This window comes from Streptomyces sp. NPDC045955, from assembly GCF_056430805.1.
In genome coordinates, this window is record NZ_JBWKKY010000005.1 from 276,117 (window position 1) to 297,414 (window position 21,298).

At 71.4% G+C, this 21,298-nt stretch carries 18 protein-coding genes and 1 pseudogene; 10 read left to right on the forward strand and 9 right to left on the reverse strand.

The features are described from left to right. Positions 1–149: 149 nt before the first annotated feature. The 3 genes from AC07F0_RS12785 (at position 150) to AC07F0_RS12795 (ending at position 2,910) form a co-directional block, all read left to right on the forward strand. Entirely contained in the window at positions 150–446 is a 297-nt protein-coding gene (locus tag AC07F0_RS12785; protein WP_478977812.1) for a hypothetical protein, read from the forward strand. Next, positions 447–2,537, forward strand: a complete 2,091-nt coding sequence (gene malQ, locus AC07F0_RS12790; protein ID WP_478977815.1) for a 4-alpha-glucanotransferase — start codon at positions 447–449, stop codon at positions 2,535–2,537. 85 nt (positions 2,538–2,622) lie between these two features. After that, on the forward strand, positions 2,623–2,910 hold the full coding sequence (locus tag AC07F0_RS12795; protein WP_478977818.1) for a hypothetical protein: 288 nt from the start codon (positions 2,623–2,625) through the stop codon (positions 2,908–2,910). A 263-nt stretch (positions 2,911–3,173) separates the two neighbouring features. Here the strand turns inward: AC07F0_RS12795 and AC07F0_RS12800 are convergent, their stop codons facing one another. Then, positions 3,174–3,692: a MarR family winged helix-turn-helix transcriptional regulator gene (locus tag AC07F0_RS12800; RefSeq protein WP_478977820.1), complete on the reverse strand. Its 519-nt coding sequence runs from the start codon at positions 3,690–3,692 to the stop codon at positions 3,174–3,176. Between the two features lie 104 nt (positions 3,693–3,796). Here AC07F0_RS12800 and AC07F0_RS12805 point away from each other — a divergent pair, with 104 nt between their 5' ends. Continuing rightward, positions 3,797–4,768: an EamA family transporter gene (locus AC07F0_RS12805; RefSeq protein WP_478977823.1), complete on the forward strand. Its 972-nt coding sequence runs from the start codon at positions 3,797–3,799 to the stop codon at positions 4,766–4,768. Here AC07F0_RS12805 and AC07F0_RS12810 read toward each other — a convergent pair. The 3 genes and pseudogenes from AC07F0_RS12810 to AC07F0_RS12820 all read right to left on the reverse strand — a co-directional run bounded on the left by AC07F0_RS12810 (position 4,740) and on the right by AC07F0_RS12820 (position 9,384). Continuing rightward, a complete protein-coding gene (locus AC07F0_RS12810) occupies positions 4,740–5,063 on the reverse strand; it encodes an ArsR/SmtB family transcription factor (protein WP_478977826.1) in 324 nt (107 codons plus the stop codon). The genes AC07F0_RS12805 and AC07F0_RS12810 overlap by 29 nt on opposite strands. 317 nt (positions 5,064–5,380) lie before the next feature. Further along, positions 5,381–7,954: an aminopeptidase N gene (gene pepN / locus AC07F0_RS12815; RefSeq protein WP_478977829.1), complete on the reverse strand. Its 2,574-nt coding sequence runs from the start codon at positions 7,952–7,954 to the stop codon at positions 5,381–5,383. A gap of 93 nt (positions 7,955–8,047) precedes the next feature. After that, positions 8,048–9,384 (reverse strand): annotated as a pseudogene (locus AC07F0_RS12820) (nuclease/transposase family protein). Positions 9,385–10,316: 932 nt separating this feature from the next. Here AC07F0_RS12820 and AC07F0_RS12825 point away from each other — a divergent pair. Next, a complete protein-coding gene (locus AC07F0_RS12825) occupies positions 10,317–10,817 on the forward strand; it encodes a DUF1203 domain-containing protein (protein WP_478977832.1) in 501 nt (166 codons plus the stop codon). Here AC07F0_RS12825 and AC07F0_RS12830 read toward each other — a convergent pair. Beyond that, on the reverse strand, positions 10,814–11,830 hold the full coding sequence (locus AC07F0_RS12830) for an aspartate-semialdehyde dehydrogenase (RefSeq protein WP_478977835.1): 1,017 nt from the start codon (positions 11,828–11,830) through the stop codon (positions 10,814–10,816). The genes AC07F0_RS12825 and AC07F0_RS12830 overlap by 4 nt on opposite strands. Before the next feature lie 536 nt (positions 11,831–12,366). On the opposite strand from AC07F0_RS12830, the gene AC07F0_RS12835 reads away from it, so the two are divergent. Together AC07F0_RS12835 and AC07F0_RS12840 are read left to right on the forward strand one after the other, a co-directional pair. Continuing rightward, on the forward strand, positions 12,367–12,891 hold the full coding sequence (locus AC07F0_RS12835) for a sigma-70 family RNA polymerase sigma factor (RefSeq protein ID WP_478977838.1): 525 nt from the start codon (positions 12,367–12,369) through the stop codon (positions 12,889–12,891). Position 12,892: 1 nt separating this feature from the next. Next, positions 12,893–13,753: a hypothetical protein gene (locus AC07F0_RS12840; protein ID WP_478977841.1), complete on the forward strand. Its 861-nt coding sequence runs from the start codon at positions 12,893–12,895 to the stop codon at positions 13,751–13,753. Between the two features lie 104 nt (positions 13,754–13,857). On the opposite strand, the gene AC07F0_RS12845 is transcribed toward AC07F0_RS12840, so the two are convergent. From AC07F0_RS12845 to AC07F0_RS12855, 3 genes are all read right to left on the reverse strand, one after another. Beyond that, positions 13,858–14,118: a hypothetical protein gene (locus AC07F0_RS12845; RefSeq protein ID WP_478977844.1), complete on the reverse strand. Its 261-nt coding sequence runs from the start codon at positions 14,116–14,118 to the stop codon at positions 13,858–13,860. 78 nt (positions 14,119–14,196) lie between these two features. Next, entirely contained in the window at positions 14,197–14,589 is a 393-nt protein-coding gene (locus tag AC07F0_RS12850) for a hypothetical protein (RefSeq protein ID WP_478977847.1), read from the reverse strand. Positions 14,590–14,702: 113 nt separating this feature from the next. Continuing rightward, positions 14,703–15,683: a LuxR C-terminal-related transcriptional regulator gene (locus AC07F0_RS12855; protein WP_478977850.1), complete on the reverse strand. Its 981-nt coding sequence runs from the start codon at positions 15,681–15,683 to the stop codon at positions 14,703–14,705. Between the two features lie 238 nt (positions 15,684–15,921). Here AC07F0_RS12855 and AC07F0_RS12860 point away from each other — a divergent pair, with 238 nt between their 5' ends. Continuing rightward, on the forward strand, positions 15,922–16,626 hold the full coding sequence (locus AC07F0_RS12860) for a hypothetical protein (RefSeq protein ID WP_478977853.1): 705 nt from the start codon (positions 15,922–15,924) through the stop codon (positions 16,624–16,626). Continuing rightward, the gene (locus tag AC07F0_RS12865) at positions 16,614–17,120 is read left to right on the forward strand and encodes a hypothetical protein (RefSeq protein ID WP_478977856.1); all 507 of its coding nucleotides are present in this window, start codon (positions 16,614–16,616) and stop codon (positions 17,118–17,120) included. The genes AC07F0_RS12860 and AC07F0_RS12865 overlap by 13 nt, the downstream gene beginning before the upstream one ends. A 109-nt stretch (positions 17,121–17,229) precedes the next feature. On the opposite strand, the gene AC07F0_RS12870 is transcribed toward AC07F0_RS12865, so the two are convergent. After that, a complete protein-coding gene (locus AC07F0_RS12870; protein ID WP_478977859.1) occupies positions 17,230–20,535 on the reverse strand; it encodes a S8 family serine peptidase in 3,306 nt (1,101 codons plus the stop codon). 224 nt (positions 20,536–20,759) lie between these two features. On the opposite strand from AC07F0_RS12870, the gene AC07F0_RS12875 reads away from it, so the two are divergent. Further along, complete coding sequence (locus AC07F0_RS12875) at positions 20,760–21,218, forward strand: NUDIX hydrolase (protein WP_478977862.1); 459 nt, start codon at positions 20,760–20,762, stop codon at positions 21,216–21,218. Positions 21,219–21,298 lie beyond the last annotated feature (80 nt).

Sequence of the window (21,298 nt, forward strand, 5' to 3'; positions counted from 1 at the left end):
GTTATCACTGGATTGCCGGAATCTGGAAGGAGTGGAGGGCAGTGGAATGTGAGCAGAAGCACGATGTCCGGCCTGGGGTGTCTGCCTTCGCGCCGACTGGGTAGGGCTGCGATAACCGTTGAATGTCGTACCCGACAAGGAGGCCCCCCGTGGCTGCGATGACTTTCCTTCCGCTCCCGGCCCCGTCCAAACCCGTGGCGGACCCGTCCAAACCCGTGGCGGACACGTCCGCCGACCTCGACCCCCACTATGACGATCCCCGCTACGAAGACCCCCACTACTGCGTCTTCAGCTCCGAGAACACCTGCGCCGAGCCCCCGCTGACCAGCGAGACGCCGCTGCCCGACGCCGAGCCCCTCACCAGCGAGCCGCCGCTCGCCGAATCAGCCCCCCTCACCAGCGAACCCTCCGCCTTCACCTTCGTCCCGGACTTCTCGAGGTCGTAGATGACCGAACGGCCGGCCGAACCGCCTTCCGAGGACCTGTCCCGCCTCGCCGAACTGCACGGCGTCGCCACCTCGTACAGCCCGTCCCCGGACCGTACGGTCGCGGCTTCGGCCGCCGCGGTCACCCTGACCCTGGCCGCTCTCGGCGTGGACGCGAGCACGCCCGGCGCCGTCCGCGCCGCGCTCGCCGCCCGGGAGCGGGACCAGGGCATCAGGCTGCTGCCGCCCACGGTGGTCGGCTGGGGCGCCGGCCCCCCGGCCGCCCTGGCCGCGCTCCCCGACGGAAGCCGGCTGCTCATCGAGACCGAGCAGGGCGAGACCCGCGCCTCGGCCGAGCACCTCCCGCCCGGGGTCCACCGGCTGACCGCCACCGTCCCCGACGGCCGCACGGCCACCGCCCACCTGGTCATCGCCCCGGCCCGGCTGCCCACCCCCACCGGACGCTCCTACGGACTCCTCGTCCAGCTCTACTCCCTGCTGTCCCGCCGTTCCTGGGGCATGGGCGACCTGGGCGACCTCGGCGAGCTGGCCGGCTGGGCCGGGCGGTCGCTCGGCGCCGGATTCGTCCAGGTCAATCCGCTGCACGCGGCCGTGCCCGGCGCCCCCACCGACCCCTCCCCGTACCGGCCCTCCTCCCGCCGCTTCCCCGACCCGGTGCACCTGCGCATCGAGGATGTCCCCGAATCCGCGTACGTCGAGGACCGCGAGCGGCTGCGCGCGCTGCTGGAGCGCTCCGGCCGGCTGCGCGAAGCCGTGCTGGAGCAGGGCGCCCTGATCGACCGGGACGCCGTGTGGGAGCTCAAGCGGGAGGCGCTCGAGTTGCTGTGCGAGGTGCCGCTCGGCCCCGGCAGACGCGCCGCCTACTGCGACTTCCTCGCCGAGCAGGGCCAGGCCCTGGAGGACCACGCCACCTGGTGCGCGCTCGCCGAGGTGCACGGCTCGGACTGGCACCGCTGGCCGACCGGCCTGCGCGACCCGCGCTCGTCCGAGACCGCCCGGGCCCGCAACGGCCTGATGGACCGGGTGGACTTCTGGTCCCGGCTCGCCTGGCTCACCGACAGCCAGCTGACCGCCGCGCAGCGCGCCGGACGCGAGGCCGGGATGCCGGTCGGGATCGTGCACGACCTCGCGGTCGGCGTCCATCCCGGCGGCGCCGACGCCTGGGCCCAGCAGGAGTACTTCGCCGCCGGCATGTCGGTGGGCGCCCCGCCGGACGCCTTCAACGCCCGCGGCCAGGACTGGGGCCTGCCGCCCTGGCGCCCCGACCGCCTGGCCGAGTCGGGCTACGCCCCCTTCCGCGAGCTGCTGCGCGCCCTGTTCCGCTACGCCGGAGCCCTGCGCATCGACCACGTCATGGGCCTGTTCCGCCTGTGGTGGGTGCCGCAGGGCCGGCCCCCGACCGAGGGCACCTACGTCCGCTACGACGCCGAGGCCATGCTCGCCGTCCTCGTCCTGGAGGCCTCCCGGGCCGGGGCGCTGGTCATCGGCGAGGACCTGGGCACCGTCGAACCGGGCGTGCGCGAGGCGCTGCGCGAGCGCGGAGTGCTCGGCACGTCCGTGCTGTGGTTCGAACGCGACTGGGAGGGCGACGGCCGCCCCCTGCCCCCCGACCGCTGGCGCGCCGACTGCCTGGCCACCGCCACCACCCACGACCTGCCCTCCACGGCCGCCCGCCTCACCGGCGAGCACGTCGAACTCCGCGACAGCCTGGGCCTGCTGACCCGCCCCCTGGAGGAGGAGCGCGCCGAGGCCGCCTCCGACACCGCCGAGTGGCTGGCCCTCCTCACCGAGCTCGGCCTGCTGGACGGCACCGGAGGCACCGACACCTCCTCGGAGGAGGCCGAGATCCAGGCCGTCCACCGCTTCCTGCTGCGCACCCCGGCCCGCATGGTCGGCGTCTGGCTCCCGGACGGGGTGGGCGACCGCCGCCCGCAGAACCTCCCGGGGACGTGGGACCAGTACCCGAACTGGCGGCTGCCGATCGCGGACGCGGAGGGACGCCCCGTGACCCTGGAGGATCTGGCCGCCTCGCCCCGGCTGCACGCCCTCATCGAGGTACTGCGGCAGCCGGCCGACGGGTCGGGCGCCTGAGGACGGCTCTCGCGGCACCTCATACAGCGCCTCTTACGGCACCCCGGCCGCGCGGCCCCGACCGGCGTTGGATACTTTTGGCACCGTGGACAAGAAGAACGCCCTGCGCGCCGGCGCCCTGGCCGCCGGTACGACGCTGATGATGCTGCTCATGTCGTCGCCCGCCTCCGCGCTCACGCGCGACGACGGTGACGACCCCGGCCCGGGCCTGAGCGTCATCGAGACGCTGGGCCTCTTCGTCGTGGCCCCGATCGTGCTGTACCTGGTCATCGCCGGTCTGGTGATGGTCGGGGACAAGTCGCACAAGAAGAAGGACCCGACCAGCTCCAACATCACGACCAAGACCGGCACCGAGGCCGACGCGAAGGTCTGACCAGGGCTCGTTTCGAGTCCGCCGCGCACCTTTTCCGAGGGCGCCGTCCCCGTCGTACGCACGCCGCGCATGCGGCCGTACGGCGACCGGGGCGGCGCCCTCGGCCGCGACTTGGGCATGCACGACCCCCGCCGAGGCGCTCGGCCAGGTCACCGGCATCGGCTACCGCCGTCCTGCTCCTCGCGGCTCCCTGCTGGGCGAGCGACCGCCGTACGACCGTGCCGGTGCGGCCCCACGGCTACGCGGCGTGGGCGGGCGCCGGCTCAGTCCTGCCGGCCCTCCGTCGTCCGGAGCAGCTCCCTGAGCAGTTCCGCCAGCTGTCCGGCCTGCTCGGCGTCGAGGCCGGACAGTGCCTCCGTCTGGACGGCGAGTCCGGCGCCGACCGCCTCGTCGATCAGCTCCAGACCCTTGTCGGTGAGGGTGACGTGCAGGCCGCGCCGGTCGTGCGGATCGGGGGAGCGGCGCAGCAGGCCCGCGCGCTCCAGCTTGTCCAGGCGCCCCGTCATGCCCCCGGTCGTGAGCATCAGCGTCGCGGAGAGCTGGCGGGGCGAGAGCGTGTAGGGCTCACCGGCGCGGCGCAGTGTCGCGAGGACGTCGAACTCCCCGCGGCCGATCCCGAACTGCGCGTACGCCTTCTCCGTCCGGTCGCCCATCGCGCGCGAGAGCCGGTAGATGCGGCCGAAGACCTCCATGGCGGCGGTGTCGAGGTCGGGCCGCACCCTCGCCCACTGGTCGATGATCGCGTCGACGGGGTCCCTGTGCTGCTCGGGGCGTTCGCTCATGGCACGAGTATCCGGCCCTTCCGGGTCACCCGCAAGAAAGTAGCTTGACGGAAAGTTGCTTAGAGCTAAGCTACTTTCCATCGACCTACTTGAAGGGTGCTCTCATGGCCACCTCCCGCCCGGCTCTCATCACCCTCACGGCCCTCGCCCCCATCTCCTGGGGCACGACCTACGCTGTCGCCACCGAGTTCCTCCCGGCCGACCGCCCTTTGTTCACCGGCCTCCTGCGCGCCCTGCCGGCCGGTCTGCTGCTGCTCGCCCTCGCCCGGGTGCTGCCGCGCGGTGCCTGGTGGTGGAAGTCGGTGGTGCTGGGCGCGCTGAACATCGGCGCCTTCTTCCCGCTGCTGTTCCTCGCCGCGTACCGGCTGCCCGGCGGTATGGCGGCGGTCGTCGGCTCCGTCGGCCCGCTGTTCGTGGTCGGCCTCGCGGCGTTGCTGCTGGGGCAGCGGCCGACGCCGCGCACGCTGCTCACGGGGGTCGCGGCCGCGTTCGGTGTCAGCCTGGTCGTGTTCGAGGCGGCCGGGGCGCTGGACGTGCTGGGCGTGCTGGCGGCCCTCGCCTCCACCGCGTCCATGTCCACCGGCACCGTGCTCATCAAGCGGTGGGGGCGCCCCGAAGGTGTCGGCCCGCTGGCCCTCGCCGGCTGGCAGCTGACCGCGGGCGGCCTGCTGATCGCGCCCCTCGCCTTCCTCGTCGAGGGCGCGCCGCCGGCGCTGGACGGCCGGGCGATCGGCGGCTACCTCTATCTCGCCGTCGCGAACACGGCGATCGCTTACTGGCTGTGGTTCCGCGGCATCGGCCGTCTCACCGCCACCCAGGTGACCTTCCTCGGCCCGCTCTCCCCGCTGACCGCGGCCGTCGTCGGCTGGGCGGCGCTCGGCCAGGCGCTGACGCCGGTGCAGTTGGCGGGCATGGCGCTGGCGTTCGGGGCGACGGTGGCGGGACAGCTCGGCCCGCGGCGGAAGGCGGCGGCCCCGAGCCTCCTCGCCTTCGGCCGGGCGCCACGGCCTGCTGCTTCCCGGCGCGACACCAGGCCCGAGGGATACGTCAGCGCGGGCCCTGGTCCGCGGCGATGACGGCCTGGATCAGGCCGGGGAACCTGCGGTCCAGGTCGTCCTTGCGCAGGCGCATGTACAGCCGGTTGCCGGCGTCGCGCTGATACACCAGGCCGGCCTCCCGCAGCACTCGCCAGTGATGGGTGCGGCTGGACTTGCTCACCGGCAGCTCGAAGGAGGCGCACAGCCGCTCCTCGTCCGGCCGTGCGGCGAGTTCGGCCACGACCCGGCGCCGGTTGTCGTCGGCGAGCGCCAGCAGGACCGGCCCCACCTCCAGGTCATCGGCGCGCGGGTGCGGCAGCTCGCTCGACCCCATCACTCCACCTCTCGACAAGGTACGCCTCGTGACGTACCTTCCCTCAGGTACGCCATGAGACGTACCTTACTCCTGGGGGAACCATGCCCGCACCCGTACCGACGCGACTCCGAGGCCTGGCGCGCATCCGCTCGTACCTGCGTGGGCTCCTGCTCATCGAGCACTCGCCCTTCATCAGCCTCTGACGCGCCATCTGCCTCTGACTTCTCATCAGTCCCTGAATCGGCCATTAGCCTCTGACTTCTCATCAGCCTCCGAAAAAGGAAGGGGCGCCCGGCACAGTGCCGGGCGCCCCCACAGCCGTGATGAGCCAACGGCTACTCCGCCGCCGCGTCCGCCCGCTGTGCCCGCAGCGCGCGCTCCACGCCCGCGCGCGACTCCGACACCAGCCGCCGCAGGGCCGCGTTCGGCTCGGCGGAGGCCAGCCAGGCGTCCGTCTTGTCCAGGGTCTCCTGGGAGACCTGGACCGTCGGGTAGAGGCCGACCGCGATCTGCTGGGCCATCTCGTGGGAGCGGGACTCCCAGATGTCCTTGACCACCTCGAAGTAGCGGTCCGCGTACGGGGCGAGCAGCTCACGCTGGTCGGTCTGGACGAAGCCCGCGATGACCGCCTCCTGCACGGCGTTCGGCAGCTTGTCGGAGTCGACGACCGACGCCCACGCCTCCGCCTTGGCCTCCGGGGTCGGACGGGCCGCCCGGGCCGTGGCGGCGTGACGCTCACCGGCGGCCGTACGGTCACGGTCGTACTCGCCCGCGATCTCCGTCTCGTCGAACCGGCCCACCGCCGCGAGCCGCTGGACGAACGACCAGCGCAGCTCCGTGTCGACGACCAGGCCCTCGATCGTCTGCGAGCCCTCCAGCAGCGCGTCCAGCAGGTCCAGCTGCTCGGGCGTGCGGGCCGTCGCGGCGAACGCGCGCGCCCACGCCAGCTGGTGGTCGCTGCCCGGCGCCGCCGCCCGCAGATGGGCCAGCGTCGCGTCGGTCCAACGGGCCAGCAGCGCCTCGCGGGCGGCCGGGTCGGCGTACAGGTCGACCGCCAGCTTCACCTGGCGGTGCAGCGACTGCACGACGCCGATGTCGGACTCCTTGCCGATGCCGGACAGCACCAGCGAGAGGTAGTCGCGGGCGGCCAGCTCGGCGTCGCGGGTCATGTCCCAGGCCGACGCCCAGCACAGGGCGCGCGGCAGGGAGGACTCGAAGTCGCCGAGGTGTTCCGTCACGAAGGCCAGGGACTGCTCGTCCAGGCGGACCTTCGCGTACGACAGGTCGTCGTCGTTGAGCAGGATCACGGCCGGGCGGCGCTTGCCGGCCAGCTGCGGTACGGCGGTCAGCTCGCCGTCCACGTCCAGCTCGATCCGCTCCTCGCGGACCAGCTTGCCGCTGGCGTCGTCCAGTTCGTACAGGCCGACGGCGATCCGGTGCGGGCGCAGCGTCGGCTCGCCCTTGGCGCCGGCGGGCAGGGCCGGGGCCTCCTGGCGGATGGCGAAGGACGTGACGACACCCTCCGCGTCCGTCTCGATCTCCGGGCGCAGGATGTTGATCCCGGCCGCCTGGAGCCACTTCTGCGACCACGTCTTCAGATCCCGGCCGGAGGTCTCCTCCAGGGCGCCCAGCAGGTCGGACAGGCGCGTGTTGCCGTAGGCGTGGCGCTTGAAGTAGGCCTGCACGCCCCGGAAGAACTCGTCCATGCCGACGTAGGCGACGAGCTGCTTCAGGACGCTGGCGCCCTTGGCGTACGTGATGCCGTCGAAGTTGACCAGGACGTCGTCCAGGTCCCGGATCTCGGCCATGATCGGATGCGTGGACGGCAGCTGGTCCTGCCGGTAGGCCCACGTCTTCATGGAGTTGGCGAAGGTGGTCCACGCGTGCGGCCACCGGCTCCCGGGCGCGTGCGCCTGGCAGGCGATGGAGGTGTACGTGGCGAACGACTCGTTCAGCCACAGGTCGTTCCACCACTCCATGGTCACGAGGTCGCCGAACCACATGTGGGCCAGCTCGTGCAGGATGGTCTCCCCGCGCACCTCGTACGCCGCGTCCGTCACCTTCGACCGGAACACGTACTGGTCGCGGATGGTCACCGCGCCCGCGTTCTCCATCGCGCCCGCGTTGAACTCCGGCACGAACAGCTGGTCGTACTTCTTGAACGGGTACGCGTAGTCGAACTTCTCCTGGAACCACTCGAAGCCCTGCCGGGTCACCTCGAAGATGGCGTCCGAGTCCAGGTACTCGGCGAGCGAGGGACGGCAGTAGATGCCGAGCGGGACGGACTGGCCGTCCTTCTCGTAGACGCTGTGCACCGAGTGGTACGGGCCGACGATGAGCGCCGTGATGTACGTCGAGATGCGCGGCGTCGGCTCGAAGACCCAGACGCTGTCCTGCGGTTCGGGCGTGGGCGAGTTGGAGATGACGGTCCAGCCCTCCGGCGCCTTCACGGTGAACTGGAAGGTCGCCTTGAGGTCCGGCTGCTCGAAGCTCGCGAACACCCGGCGGGCGTCCGGCACTTCGAACTGGGTGTAGAGGTAGGCCTGGTCGTCGACCGGGTCGACGAAACGGTGCAGGCCCTCACCGGTGTTGGTGTACGCGCAGTCGGCGACCACCCGGAGGATGTTGCGGCCCTCCAGCAGGCCGCGCAGGGCGATCCGGGAGTCCGCGAAGACCTCGGCGGGGTCGAGGGAGTCCCCGTTGAGGATCACCTCGTGCACGGCCGGGGCCACCAGGTCGATGAACGACTCCGCCCCGTTCTCCGCGACGTCGAAGCGCACCGTGGTCGCGGACCGGTAGGTGCCGCCCTCCTGCGCGCCGGAGAGGTCGAGTTCGATCTCGTACGAGTCAACGGCGAGCAGCTTCGCCCGCTGCTGCGCCTCTTCGCGGGTCAGGTTTGTGCCAGGCACGCGGTCATCTCCTCGGTATGGGTGGGTTGCGCCATCTTTCCACGGCAGCCTCGCATCAGGCGACGACCTGGGTTTCTCCTGGGGGTACCGTTCCTAAAGACTGAGCGGGGGTGAGTCCTGTTGCCAGGGCTCATGCTCAGCCGCGTGCTCCGAACGGTGTTGGGCACGCTGGTCGCCCGCTTTCGCTCCGCGTCCGGGCAGCACGACTCGGGATCGTGGTCCGGGTAGGCGGGGGCGGGTTTCCTCGCGCCGTCGGGTCTCCGGTCGGGCCTGGACCGTCCGATGCCCGTAACGATCGCTCTGGTCGTTACGGGACGGTGCCGTCCGTCGCCGGATCGGATACCCAAGGGCGCGCCGTCCGATCGCCACGGCAGCCGCGTCGTGGCGAGTGGTGTCACGGTTGGGTGTGGTGAGGGGCTGCTGCCAGTGCTGGGCACCCCACCGGGAGGTGTACGCCCGATCGACCGCGACGATCGCGATGTTCTGCTCGGCAGCCATCGACGCCAGCCGCGCCTTCAGCTTCGCGGTGGGGAAGCGGGAGACCAGACGCCGGAACCGCTTGTTACGGCCGTGCTGCTCCCGGCTGGCTCCGTCGGTGAAGTCCAGGTCCTCGATCGCGATCGCCTCGGCTGCGCGGCGGCGGGTGTGGTGCAGCAGCCGGGTCAGCGCATGGCGGATCTGGGCGTCCCGGTGCGCGGTGGTGCCGGACAGGTCGTAGAAGAAGCGCTGCGGTTCGCCGACGGGATTGCCGTGGACGTCGAGGTGCCAGGCGGCGAGGTGGTCGTCGTTCATGTCCACTGCCACCACCCCCCGGGCCAGGGCCGCGCCGATCGGCAGGACCGGGACAGCCGCGCGCTGCCAGGAGGCGGTGATGTACCAGCGGCGGCGGACCGGGTCGTGGTGGATGCGGTAGGCCACCGCCCGGTTCGCGCTGATCCGGTCCGCCCATTCCTCGCCCCGGTGCCTGAACACCACGGTGACGTCGAGGACGTAGCGGCAGTGCGGGGCGTTGGCCCGATGGGCCAGGGCGGCGGGCAGCCTGATCGAGACCTGCCCGCTGTCGGTGATGCGGATGGTCTCGTTCCGAAGCGTTTGCCGGACTCCCCGTCGGCGGCCAGGAACATCCGCGCCGCCCGCCACCGATCCCGCCAGGCCGCCTCCTCCAGCCCGGCCTGGCCCAGGCGGTGACGCAGATGAGCGAGTTGCTTGCCGCCCCGCACCACGTGCACCCGGCCCGCCGCCCAGTCCGCCTCCAGACCGGCGAGCCGGTCCTTCAGCGTGTGCCGGCGGCGGGACTTGGCGTGCCACTCCGCCCGCGAGCCGTACCCGCGTACCAGTCCTTCGCGTTTGTGCGCCTTGGCGCCCAGCGGGCGGGCCAGCCGGGCCTCGATCCGCGTGATCTGCCTTCGCAGCCAGGCCATCTCCGCCATCTGGCCGCGCCGGGCCAGCGCCTACTGGTCATGGGTGGCCTTTGTGATGCTGCCTGCCCACCGCGCCGACGAGGACCCGGTCAACTCCCGCTTACGAGCAGCCCACGCGGTGGCATCGTGAGCCAGACCCTGCCGTGAGCGTGCTGCGAGATCCCGGGACGCCAGCGCTCCCAGGAACGTACCGACCTCGGCCAATACGGCCGCGTCCGTGTCCGAGACCCGCAGCCGGGCCCGGATCGCCACCCCCGAAGGGCCGGGCACCACAAACGGCGCCGCCACCTTCCGCAGCCCGCCCACCCCGTCCCCCCGGCCCGGTGTCGAAGATCCGTCATCGCATCCAACGAGCCCCACCTGCAAAGGTCACACATTCGACAGGCAAACTTCCGTTCCCCTGACTCCGAAGCCGTCTGCGTCCCCTCGTCGGCAGTACCGGCACTCACTCACACTCACCACGGCGGCACGGCGGCACGGCGGCACGGCCGGTGGCGACCTGGGGCGGGCCCTGTTGGAGGGTGGTCACCGCCGGGCCAGGCACGGCGGACGGGGCGTGGGCGGTCCGCCGGTGGGCGGGGACCGGGGACTGCCCTGACCAACGGAGCCGCCGCCACCCGAGCCGCGGTCACCTGCGCGAGCGGCGCGAACGGGCGGTCCCGGCCGACCGGGACCGTCTGGGGCCGCTCGCAGAAGACCGGGCCCGGCACTAGGTCCGGCTCCCCTACGGGAAGCAGGATTCAACGCGAGGATCGCGCTGGGCGCGTTCACCTGGGGGCCGTGCGGCCGACCCGCCCGGCTCGGCCGCGCGGCTCTGCGTGGGCGGCGGCCTGGCGCTCCCGGCCCCGTCGGCGCAGTACGGGCCGGGCTGCCCGGGACAGGGCAATACGACGTCCGGATCCCGCCGGTCCGGAGGGCCCGGGCGAGCAAGTCTGATGACCATGACGACGACGTACACGGCACGCCCCATCGACCCGCACACCCTGAAGAACCTGCGCGCGACGGACGACGCGGGCCGTCCCCCGGCCCCCTTCACCGACGCCGAGGGCGGGGCACCCCTCCGCTGCTGCCTGGGCCGCAGCGAGCCCGGCGCGCGCATCGCCCTGGTGTCGTACGCCCCGCTGCGCCGCTGGGCGGCGGAACAGGGCGTCGACCCCGGCGCGTACGACGAGATGGGCCCGGTCTTCATCCACGCCGACGACTGTCCGGGACCGGACGCCGATGCCGCCCTGCCCTTCACCAACGCCCACCGCACGGTCCGCCGCTACTCCGCCGAGGGGCACATCCTGGGCGGTCGGCTGGTCGAGGAGCCGGATGCCTTCGAGCGGGCCTTCAGGGAAGCGTTCGACGACCCGGCCGTGGCGCTCGTCCACGTCCGGGCCGTCGAGTACGGGTGTTTCCTCTACGAGGTGCGCAGGGGCTGTGAGGTGCGCGGGGGCTAGCCCTTCAGCTCGGCCGCCACCAGTTCCGCGATCTGGACCGCGTTGAGGGCCGCGCCCTTGCGGAGGTTGTCGTTGGAGACGAAGAGGGCCAGGCCGTTGTCCACCGTCTCGTCGCGGCGGATGCGGCCGACGTAGGACGGGTCGTTGCCGGCGGCCTGGAGGGGGGTGGGGATGTCCGAGAGCTCGACGCCCGGGGCGTCCGTCAGCAGCTCCGTCGCGCGCTCCGGGGAGATCGGGCGGGCGAAGCGGGCGTTGATCTGCAGCGAGTGGCCGGAGAAGACCGGGACGCGCACGCAGGTGCCGGAGACCTTCAGCTCGGGGATCTCCAGGATCTTGCGGGACTCGTTGCGGAGCTTCTGCTCCTCGTCGGTCTCGTTCAGACCGTCGTCGACGATGTTGCCCGCGAGCGGCAGCACGTTGAAGGCGATGGGCCGCTTGTAGACGCCCGGCTCGGGGAAGTCGACCGCCGCGCCGTCGTGCGTCAGCTTGTCCGCTTCGGCGACGACCTTCTGCGTCTGGCCGTGCAGCTCGGCGACGCCTGCGAGGCCGGAGCCGGAGACCGCCTGGTACGTGGCCACGACCAGGGCTTCCAGGCCGGCCTCCGCGTGCAGCGGGCGCAGGACCGGCATCGCTGCCATCGTCGTGCAGTTCGGGTTGGCGATGATGCCCTTGGGGCGGTTCGCGATCGCGTGCGGGTTGACCTCGGAGACGACCAGCGGGACCTCCGGGTGCTTGCGCCACGCGGAGGAGTTGTCGATCACGACGGCGCCCTGGGAGGCGACCTTCTCGGCCAGCGCCTTGGACGTGGCACCGCCCGCGGAGAACAGCACGATGTCCAGGCCGGTGTAGTCCGCGGTCGCCGCGTCCTCCACCGTCACCCCGTCCAGCTGCGTGCCAGCCGAGCGGGCCGAGGCGAACAGGCGCAGCTCCGTGACCGGGAAGTTCCGTTCCGTGAGGATCCTGCGCATGACCGTGCCCACCTGTCCGGTGGCTCCGACGATTCCGACCCTCACGGTGACTCCCTCTCCTGCGTCTCTTCACGTGCTCGTTGCTTGGCCGAGGCTTTTCCATCATGCGGCCGACCAAGGCCCACCTGTCCACTTCTTTCCCCGGTCTGCCCGGAGAGTGGGACGGCTCGTCCCGTCCCATAGTTGCGGACCTGCGGTGTCGACCCCGCTGAGCTGGAGGAATTCGTCCGGCGGGGGTCGTGCGCCGCAAGCTCGCCTGCCCATGTCGGTCTCGGCCACACGGAAGTGTGACGTATACCTCTGTCTCTCCGCAGGAGACCGGAAAGGGACCGAACGTTCCGGGCGGTGCCGGCGTCGTAGGAGAAACACGGTGAGGGGGGTGGCTTGTGCTGCTGCGCGGAAGGGCCCGGCGCGCCCGGGAGGCACCGCGGCCCGATGCCGGCGACGGTCCGCCGGCTGCGGCTGATGGGCAGACGGCCGCTGATGGGCTGAGGACCGCTGATGGGCGGAGAGCGGCTGATGCTCCGGTAGCGGTCGGCCGGAGCGCTGCCCGTGCTCCGGCTGCGGCTGAACCGCCGGAGGTGGTTGATCGGCTGGAGGTGGTTGACCGGCTGGAGGCGGCTGATCCGCTGGATGCGGCGCAGGAGCGCCGGGTGCGGGCGGTGCTGGCGCTGGGCGGTGTGCCGCAGGCGGACCTGCCGGACGGGGTACAGCAGGTCCGCCTGCGGCTGCTGGAGCGGGCGGCGAGCGGCCGGGAGGCGCCGCGGGACGTCTCGGCGTGGGCGGCGGTCGTCGCCTCCAACCTCGCCATGGACTGGCACCGGGCCAAGCGCCGCCAGGAGCGGCTCGGGGAGCGGCTGGCCGCCCTGCGCCAGTCGGCCCACCCGTCCGGCGAGGACAGCAGTGTGCTGTCCGTCGCCGTCGCCCAGGGCCTGGACGAGCTGCCCGACGCCCAGCGGCAGGTCGTCGTCCTGCGCTTCTACGCCGACCTGCCGGTCCGGTCCATCGCCGAGCAGCTCGGCGTCCCGGAGGGCACGGTCAAGAGCCGGCTGCACACGGCGGTGCGGGCCCTGCGTGTCCGCCTGCACGAGGACGAGGTGGTGTGACATGACCGCCCGGAACGATGACGACCGTGGTGGCGCCGGTGGCGTGTCCGAAGGCATGGACCACACCGACCACACGGATCCGCTGATGGCGGTGCTCGTCGGAGACCCCCTGCCGGAGGACGTCCGGCGGGACGCCGGCTTCATGGCGGCCCACAGTGCGGCTGAGGCCGATGTGGCGTTGCTGCGGGAACAGCTGGGGCTGATCGGAGACCGGCTGGCGCTGGACGCCGAGCCGTCCCCGCGGCCGGGCGCCGGTACCGGCCCGGCTGTGACCTCGCTGCCGTACCTGCGCCGGTGGCGCGGGGCGGCTCGGGCGGTGGGTGCGGCGGGCGCTGGGCCGCGGCGCGGCCGCCCCCGGCCGCTGACCGTGGCCCTGCGCGGCCTCGCCGCCGCCGCGGCGGCTGGCGCGGTCATAGCGATGGGCTGGCTCGTCGCGCAGAGCGGTACGGGGGCGGGTGCCGACAACGGGGCCAACTCCGCCGCCGACAGCGCCGCCGAGCGGCAGCACGGCCACGAGAGCGGCAAGCTCGGCCACGCCGGTTACCTCGCCTGTGCCCGGCTGGTCGTCGAGGGCACCGTCGCCGAGGTCGAGCCTGCCTCCGGCACCGGGCAGGACCGCGTCACGCTGGACGTGGACCGCTCCTACAAGCCTGCCGAGGTGTGGGACCAGGTCGTCTTCGCCCTGGCCGAGGACATCGCCCCCCGGCCGCGTCCCGGCGACCACGTCCTCGTCGGCATCACACGAGGGCAGGGCGAGCCGGATCTGTGGACCACGGGAGAGAAGGAGATCGCCCGCGACCGGGCGTGGATCACCGCCGCCCTGCCGCAGTCCCGCACGATCCCCTGCCGGCGGGCTCAGTGAGAAGGGCGGGCGCCCGTACGGACGCCCGCCCCCACCTGTTCCCCGTCGCGGGAACTCCGAGGCCCTGCCCCTTCCCCCCTCTCCCGCGACCGGGAAGCAGACCCTTACGGCTTCTCCTTGTCCCACACCCAGCTGCCCTTGCCGTCGCCGGGATCCTTCGGCTTCGGCAACGTGAGCTCGACCGGCTCCTCGGTTCCGTTGGCGTCGGCGCCCACCGCCTCCCCGGCCTGGACGACGGATGCTCCCGTGGCCGGCTCGGAAGCGGCTGCGTGAACGCTTCCGGATACAAGGGGCAGTCCCACAGCGGCGATGGCCGCCGCGGTGCCCACAGCCAGTCGGACGGCTCGCCCGGTGATGTGTCTCATCTGTGCCTCTGTCTTCCTTGCTTCGTGTGGCGCAGCGCGTTTGTCTGAGCACGATCATGCAGAGTGCGGCTGCCGGTGTCAGCAGGTCTCGCTGGCCTCAGGGGGACTTGGCACCGTCATGCCACGCGGCGGGGGAGGTTCCCGGCGGCGCGCGTTGAGGTAGCGGTCGGCCTCACAGCCCTCCATCACCCAGTCGGGCAACACCCCGGGCCGCCTCAGCCACCGGTCCCAGGCGTGCCGGGCCAGGAACAGGGCCTCGTCGAGATCCGTGGCCTCGACGAAGGTCATGCCGACCAGGCGTGCCCCCCAATGGGCCAGCGCCACATGGACGATGCCCGGTTGCGGGTCGGTGCGGCGCTGTTCGGCGAGTTCACTGAGCTCGCGGTCACCGGGCATCACCACGGGCAGGCCGGGAATCTCGGGAGCGGCGGGCCAGGGCGAGGGCCGGAGAAGGACCTTGACTGCGTACACCCGTCCGACCTTAGGAACGAGACACAGCCGGGCGGCCACCCGGAATCTGTCAGCCCCCGGTCATGGCAGAGAGCGGCCAGCGCGGGCGACGTCATGAGGCCGGCCCCGGCAGGTCACATCCAGCCGCGCCGGACGGCCTCGGCGCCTGCCTGAAACCGGCTCTGCACCCCAAGACGCCTCTGCAGGTCGGCGGTGTTGCGGCGGACCGTGCGCAGCGAGACCCCCATCTTGCGGGCGATTCCCTCATCGGTCAGCCCTGCAGCGAGCATCCTGAGCAGGGCCGCCTCCCGGTCGGTCGGGACGCTCTCGGAAACGTCCTGTGGCGTGGTGCCGAGCGGCCGCGCACTCTCCCACACCAGATCGAACAGTTCCTCCAACGCGCGCACCATGCTGGGGTAGCGGATCAGCAGGGCGCCCTTCTTGCTGTCGTCGGCGTCTATGGGGATCACGGCCGCCTCGTGGTCGCAGAGGATCATGCGCATGGGCAGCGTCGGCGCGGTGCGGGTCTCACCGCCGACGGAGGCGAGCCACGTGGCGTACTCGACGGTTGCCGAGTCGTTGCGGACGCTGTCCAGATAGACGGTCCGCATCCGGACCCCGCGAGCGAGGTGCTGCTCGTCGAGCGGCCTGCCGGCCTGGAGAGCCGCGGCGCTGAGCGCCCCGCCGGGCACGAAGGTGAGTACCTCGGAGTGGGCCCGGTGTGCCAGTTCCATCAGCCGCACCCGCACGGCCTCGACTCCTTCGAGTCTCTCCACCCCACTGTCGGTGCGGCCCGTGGCGCAGGCGGCGTACTCGGAGGTGAGAGCGGCCAGTGCGGCTCGTTCCTGGGAAAGCCGCGCACGCCGCTCGTCCAGTTCGGCCTCCTTGCGCAGCAGCAGGGGGGAGAGGGCGACATCGGGGCTGACGGGAACGAACTGATGATCGGCGGCTTCATGCAGCAGGGACAGTTGGGCGAGCCGATCGAGGGCCGAGCGGACCTCGTCGTCGGTGAGGCCGGTGTCCTGGGAGATGTCCTTCAGCGTCCAGGACGGATGGAGCAGCAGGGCACGGTAGACGTCGTGGGCGGCGGTGTCGATGCCGATGGTCTCCAGCACGGTTCCCCTCTGGGCAAGGTCGTTGACTGGTCAGGTCAGTGGGCTGACGCTACCCGATCAGGCGTACGAACCCCTGGGATGCGGAGCGTTGGCATCCCTGTGCCATGGCCCCCGTGTGCCAGGCGACGGGGGCTCCGGAGCCCGCTCGGCGGGCCTAGTGTCGAAGGCGCCGGAAAGCGAACACGGTTTCGCTTCGTCTCCGGCTCTCACCGTCCCCCAACCCCGGAGTAGTTCACGCATGTCTCAGCGCTCGCACAGATCCGCCTGGCGCAAGGCCACTCAGATCGCCGTGACGGTCGCCGCAGCCACCACACTGGCCGCCGTCGGGCCGGCGACCGCCCACGCGGACGGGACGGACCCGGCCACCGACGAGATCGTCATCGGTACGGAGCCGCCGACGGAGCCGGAGGAGGAAGTCGTCGATGTGCCCGAGGGGCAGGTGGATCAGGAGCCGGTGACGGAACCTGAGGTGCCGCTGCCGGGCAAGCCTCCCGTCGACAAGCCCGACGCGGAGCACTGTGGCGGCACCACGAACGTCTACACCCCGCAGACCAAGGGCAAGCAGTACCACAAGGGCGTCGGGGCGACTCAGTCCAACTACAACGGCACCCCCCGCACCGCCAAGTCGACTTTCACCTCCGAGGTGACCGGCACGGTCGGCGTCAGTGTCACGGGTGGTCTCACAGTCAGCGTCAAGGCGATGCTCGCCAAGATCGAGGGGAAGTACGACGTCAACCTGTCGGCCTCGCTGACGGCCAAGCTCGGCAACAAGATCAGCGTCAGCACCCCCGCGAAGAGGACGACGAACGCCAAGTACGGCGTGTACCGGCTCAAGAACACCGGCGTCAGCTACACCATCTACAGCAACTGCCGGACCTCGCCGAAGAAGACGGTCACCAGCTATTCGCCGATGAAGGTGGGCTGGTACTTGTGGGAGAGCTGAGTTCGCGAACTCCTCGCCGGGCCGCCGTCCTCGCGGTGGTCGCCCTTGCGATGGCGGTGAGCGGCGCCTGTACCCAGGACGGCTCCGGGCAGGAGACCACGCCCGCGGCCACACCTCACAAGAGCACGCCCTCCGAGGAGTCCTCCAAGCCCACGGACCGGGCCGAGCACATCGAGGGCGAGACCGTGACCGAAGCGCCCAAGGTCGTCGACGGCGAGCTGATCACGTCGGTGAAGGACGCACGCGGGAACCGGACCGTGCCGTTGGACGGCGGGGTGCGGAGCGGCCCGGTGTCCATCGCCGTGAACTGCCAGGGCGAGGGCACACTGAAGGTGGAACTGCGGCCCGTGGGCCTGGACTTCCCCCTGGAGTGTGTCGACGGTGAGGTAAGCAGCACCTACAACCAGATCGCCCTGAAGAAGGCGCGCGAAGACGCCGTGCTTCAGGTGACCGCCGGCTCCGGAGTCCGTTGGGCGCTGTCCGTCGGGCAGTGAGCGTGGCGCCGGCGAGAAGAGGCCCCGCGCCGGCAGTGGGGCGGGGCACAGGTGAGGGGCGGGTGCCGCAGGGGAGCACCCGCCCCTCATCATGTGGCGGGGACAGGCGTCAGCCGGTCACCTTCTCGATGACGACCGTGCCCAGGCCCGCCGCGCTGCCGCGGGCGTTGACCAGCTTGACCTCGCCGAAGAACTGACGGCCCGCCGGACCGGCCGCCTTGACCAGCACGTCGGCGGTGACCTTGGCGGAGGCGCCGGCGGGCAGCGAGACCTTGCTGCCGGGGGCGACGTTCACCGAGCCCAGGGCTGAGGTGAAGTAGACGTCCTGGTAGGCGTACGTCGTCGAACCGGACGGCACGCTGTAGCCCTCCACCCGGATCGTGTACGTACCGGCGGCGGGCTTGTCCAGACGGACGGCCTCCTCCGAGTCACCGTCGGCGGACTGACCGACCGTCACACCGTCCTTGACCACCGCCAGGTCGAGGTCCGCTCCCTGGTCGGAGACCTTGCCGATGGAGACGTCCAGTCGCTCCGCGCCCGCGGGCACCTCGACGGTCGTCGTCCGCACCTGCTGGTGACCGATGCTCGGCGTGTCGAGCACGGCGGAACCCAGCGAGCCGCCCTCCAGCTTGCCCTCCAGAGCCGCGAAATCGTTGCTCACGGTCCACGTGGCGGCGACCGGCGTGCCGGGCTTCACCTCGGCAATCCTGGTCACCGTCGGATCGAAGGCGGTACCGAGCACCGACACGTCCAGCTTGAAGGGGTTGTCGAGGTCGGGGGAGGTACGCCGCGACTCGATCTCGACCTCCCAGACGCCGGGCTGCGGGTCGGTGTAGGTCCGCAGGTCGGGACGGCAGGTGTTGGGGTCGGAAGGCAGCGAGTAGTGCGGGTAGCAGTAGATCGTCGCCGAGTCCTCGACGGGCAGCCCCGCCGGGTGCAGGGAGATGAAGCGCGTCTGGCTCTTCTCCTTCAGACCGCTCAGCGCCACCTCCAGTGTCTTCGCACCCTGGGGGACCGTGATGAAGTAGGACACGCTGTTGTTGCGCTGCACCGAGGAGGCGGCGCTGAAAGAGTACGAAGGCTTCGCCAGGGGGTGTGCCGCGACCACGGTGGCGAGCATCTGGTGGTCCACGCCCTCGGTACGCTCGTCATCCACCTGCAGGATGGCGCTGTGCAGGCCCGCGGTCTTCGCCCGGGCCTGGACCTTGACGGTGACCGGCTTGTTCAGCGGCAGCACGACGTCGTCGTCGCCGAGAAGCCGGAAGGTGCCGTCGTTGTTCTCCCACTCCAGCTCGTGCCGCAGCGGGCGGTCGGGACCGGTGGTACGGGTGACGGTCACCTCGTACGTCTTCTTCTGACCGGCCTTGAGGCCGCCCTCACGGTCGTAGAGTCCGGTGCCGAAGCCGGGCTCCTTCAGGGACTGGTCGAGCGCGGTGTCGACCGGGGCCCTCACCGTGTAGCTGTGGGCGGTGGCGCCGTCCTTGATGGCGTCCCAGGCCTGCACGATGCGGATGAGACCGGCACCCTGCTCATGGGCCTGCTCGCCCTTGATCTGACGGGCCGTGCTGGTCAGCGCGGTGCGCAGGGCGAGCGGGGACAGATCGATCTTCCGCTGCTTGGCGGCGGACAGGAGCAGCGCGCTGGCGCCGGCGGCCTGCGGGGAGGACATCGAGGTTCCCTGGAGCATGCCGTAGCCGGGCGGCAGGGAGTAGCCGGCCTCAGCGACCGGGGCGCCGGGCGCCCACGTCTGAATGGTGTTGACGGCCGCACCCGGCGCCGTGAGGGTCGGCGCGAAGCCGCCGTCCTCCCGGGGGCCGCGCGAGGAGAACGGCATCATCGCGTACTTCTTCTCCACCACCGAGCCGTAGTTGGCGGCCCAGGTTTCCTTCGAGGCGGAGGCACCGACGGAGATGACCTTGTCGGCGAGGGCGGGGTCGCCGATGGTGTTGGTGCCCGGCCCGGAGTTGCCGGCGGAGATCACCAGCTGGACGCCGTACTCGTCGATGAGCCGCGTGTAGAGGCGGGCACGGGCGTTGTTGCCGTCGTTCAGTGGCGGCAGGCCGCCGATGGACATGTTGACGATGTCGACGCCACGCTTGGTGACGAGGTCGATCATGCCCTCGGTGAGGGCGATGTTGGTGCAGCCACCGGTCCAGTTGCAGGCACGGGAGGAGACGAGCTTCGCGCCGGGTGCGGCGCCGTTCATCTTCCCGCCGAACAGGCTGCGGGCAGCAGCGATACCGGCGACGTGGGTGCCGTGCCGGCCGGTGATGACGCCGATGCTGACGTAGTCCGCCTTGTCGCCGGCCGGGTTGTAGGTGACGTCCTTGCGGATCTCGATCACGAAGGGGATGCGTTCGGCGATCGCCGTGTTCGGGTCATCCGTGCCGAAGTAGCCGATCTGGAAGCCGTCCTTGTACGGCTTCATCGCCTCGTCGTCGGTGAAGTCACCGTCGTTGTCGAGGTCAACCCGGACCGTGCCCGCGGCCTGGTCGTAGAGCACGCCCCAGACGTCCGTCTTGTCGCCGTCCCGGTTCAGGTCACCGGCCACGTCGCCGCCCGCGGCCGCCGACTCCGCGAATGTTCGGAACTGGAAGGAGCCCGCGGGCGCCTTCCAGGTGCGGCCGGCGGCGGTGAACACCGGACCGGTCACCGAGCCGGTCATCTGAAGCCACGTTCCGTCCCGGTCGGAGACCGGGTCGGTGGCCGTGACCCAGTCGACGATCTTTCTTTCGCCGGTGGTGGTCTTCTGCAGTGCGGGGTGGGCGATGTCGACACCGGAGTCCAGGATGCCGATGGTCACCCCGCGTCCGTCGTACTTCGGGTGGTCCTGGACGAAGGAGACGGCACCGGTCTCGAACGACGGGTTGTACGGGTTGGTGGCCGGCGTGTTCTTGTCAGGTGCCGCGTACCCCGCTCCCGCAGCCATGGTCCCGCCGGAGTTCGCTCCCCCCGGTACCGGGTCGTCCAGCTCGATCTCTTCCTTGAGGTCGATCGCCTGCACGGAGGAGAGCTTCTGCACCGACTCGATGGTCTTGTCGGCCTTGCTGGTGGGGAGGGTGACGCGGACGTAACCGAGCCGGTCGTCGGTCTTGCCGATCAGCGAACTGCCCACCGCCTCCAGCTGCCCGGCGACCTGCTCGGTCTTCCCGGGCGCGGTGGCGATCATCATCGTGACGGTCTTGTCGCCGTCGGCCTTGGCCTCCGCGAGCAGGTCCGCGTCGTCCGAACCGAGCTTGGGGTGCGCGGACTTGACGCCGGAGTCGGCCGGGGCGTCCGTGCCGGGACCGTCGGCGGAGAAGGCCAGGGGGATCGGCCCGGCCGCGGAGAGCGCGGCGACGAGGCCGGCGGCCACGGCGATGCGGGCCACGCGTCTCGGGCCCGATATCTGATCGCGCGGGGTGAGAGGGGTCATCGGCATCCCTTGTAGGTAAAGGAACGAGCGGGAAGCGACCGGGTCCGATCGGGCCAGGTCGTCAACGGTCCGAACGGCAAGCCCGGACGATCGCACAGCCTTACGCAAGGGGAAGTTCTTTGGGGAGGGTTGACCGAAACGCAATGGATCCATGGGGAAAACCCGCGATGCGTTTTGTGAGCATCAGTCCTGAAGGTGGCGAAGAAATCGGTTAACGTCCCCAAGTGCGACAGAAGTTGAGGGTGGCGGCCTACGCCATATGCGTCCGGGACGGACAGATCCTGCTCGCCCGCTCGCCCGCCCGGGACGGCACCCCCGAGTGGGTCCTGCCGGGCGGCGGCATGGAGCACGGCGAGGATCCCTACGACACCGTCGTGCGGGAGGTGGAGGAGGAGACCGGATACCACATCGAGGTGACCGGGCTGCTCGGCGTGGACTCCTCCCACCGCGTCTTCCGCGAGGGCTTGCGGCCCCCGGTCGACCATCACGGCGTCCGGTTCGTCTACGAGGGCCGGATCACCGGCGGCGAACTGCGCAACGAGGTGAACGGCTCCACCGACCTCGCCGCCTGGCAGGACCTGGACGCCGTGCCCGGTCTCGTCCGGGTGCCGATGGTCGACATCGCCCTGCGCATGTGGCGCGAGCGCCCGGTCACCGGACGGCTGTCCAGGACCCCGGAGTAGGTGTGGTACCCCGGAAGATGAACGCCGCGTGACCGGCTCCGGGCCGGTCCCGGAGCAGGCGACGACGCGCAGGGTAGTCC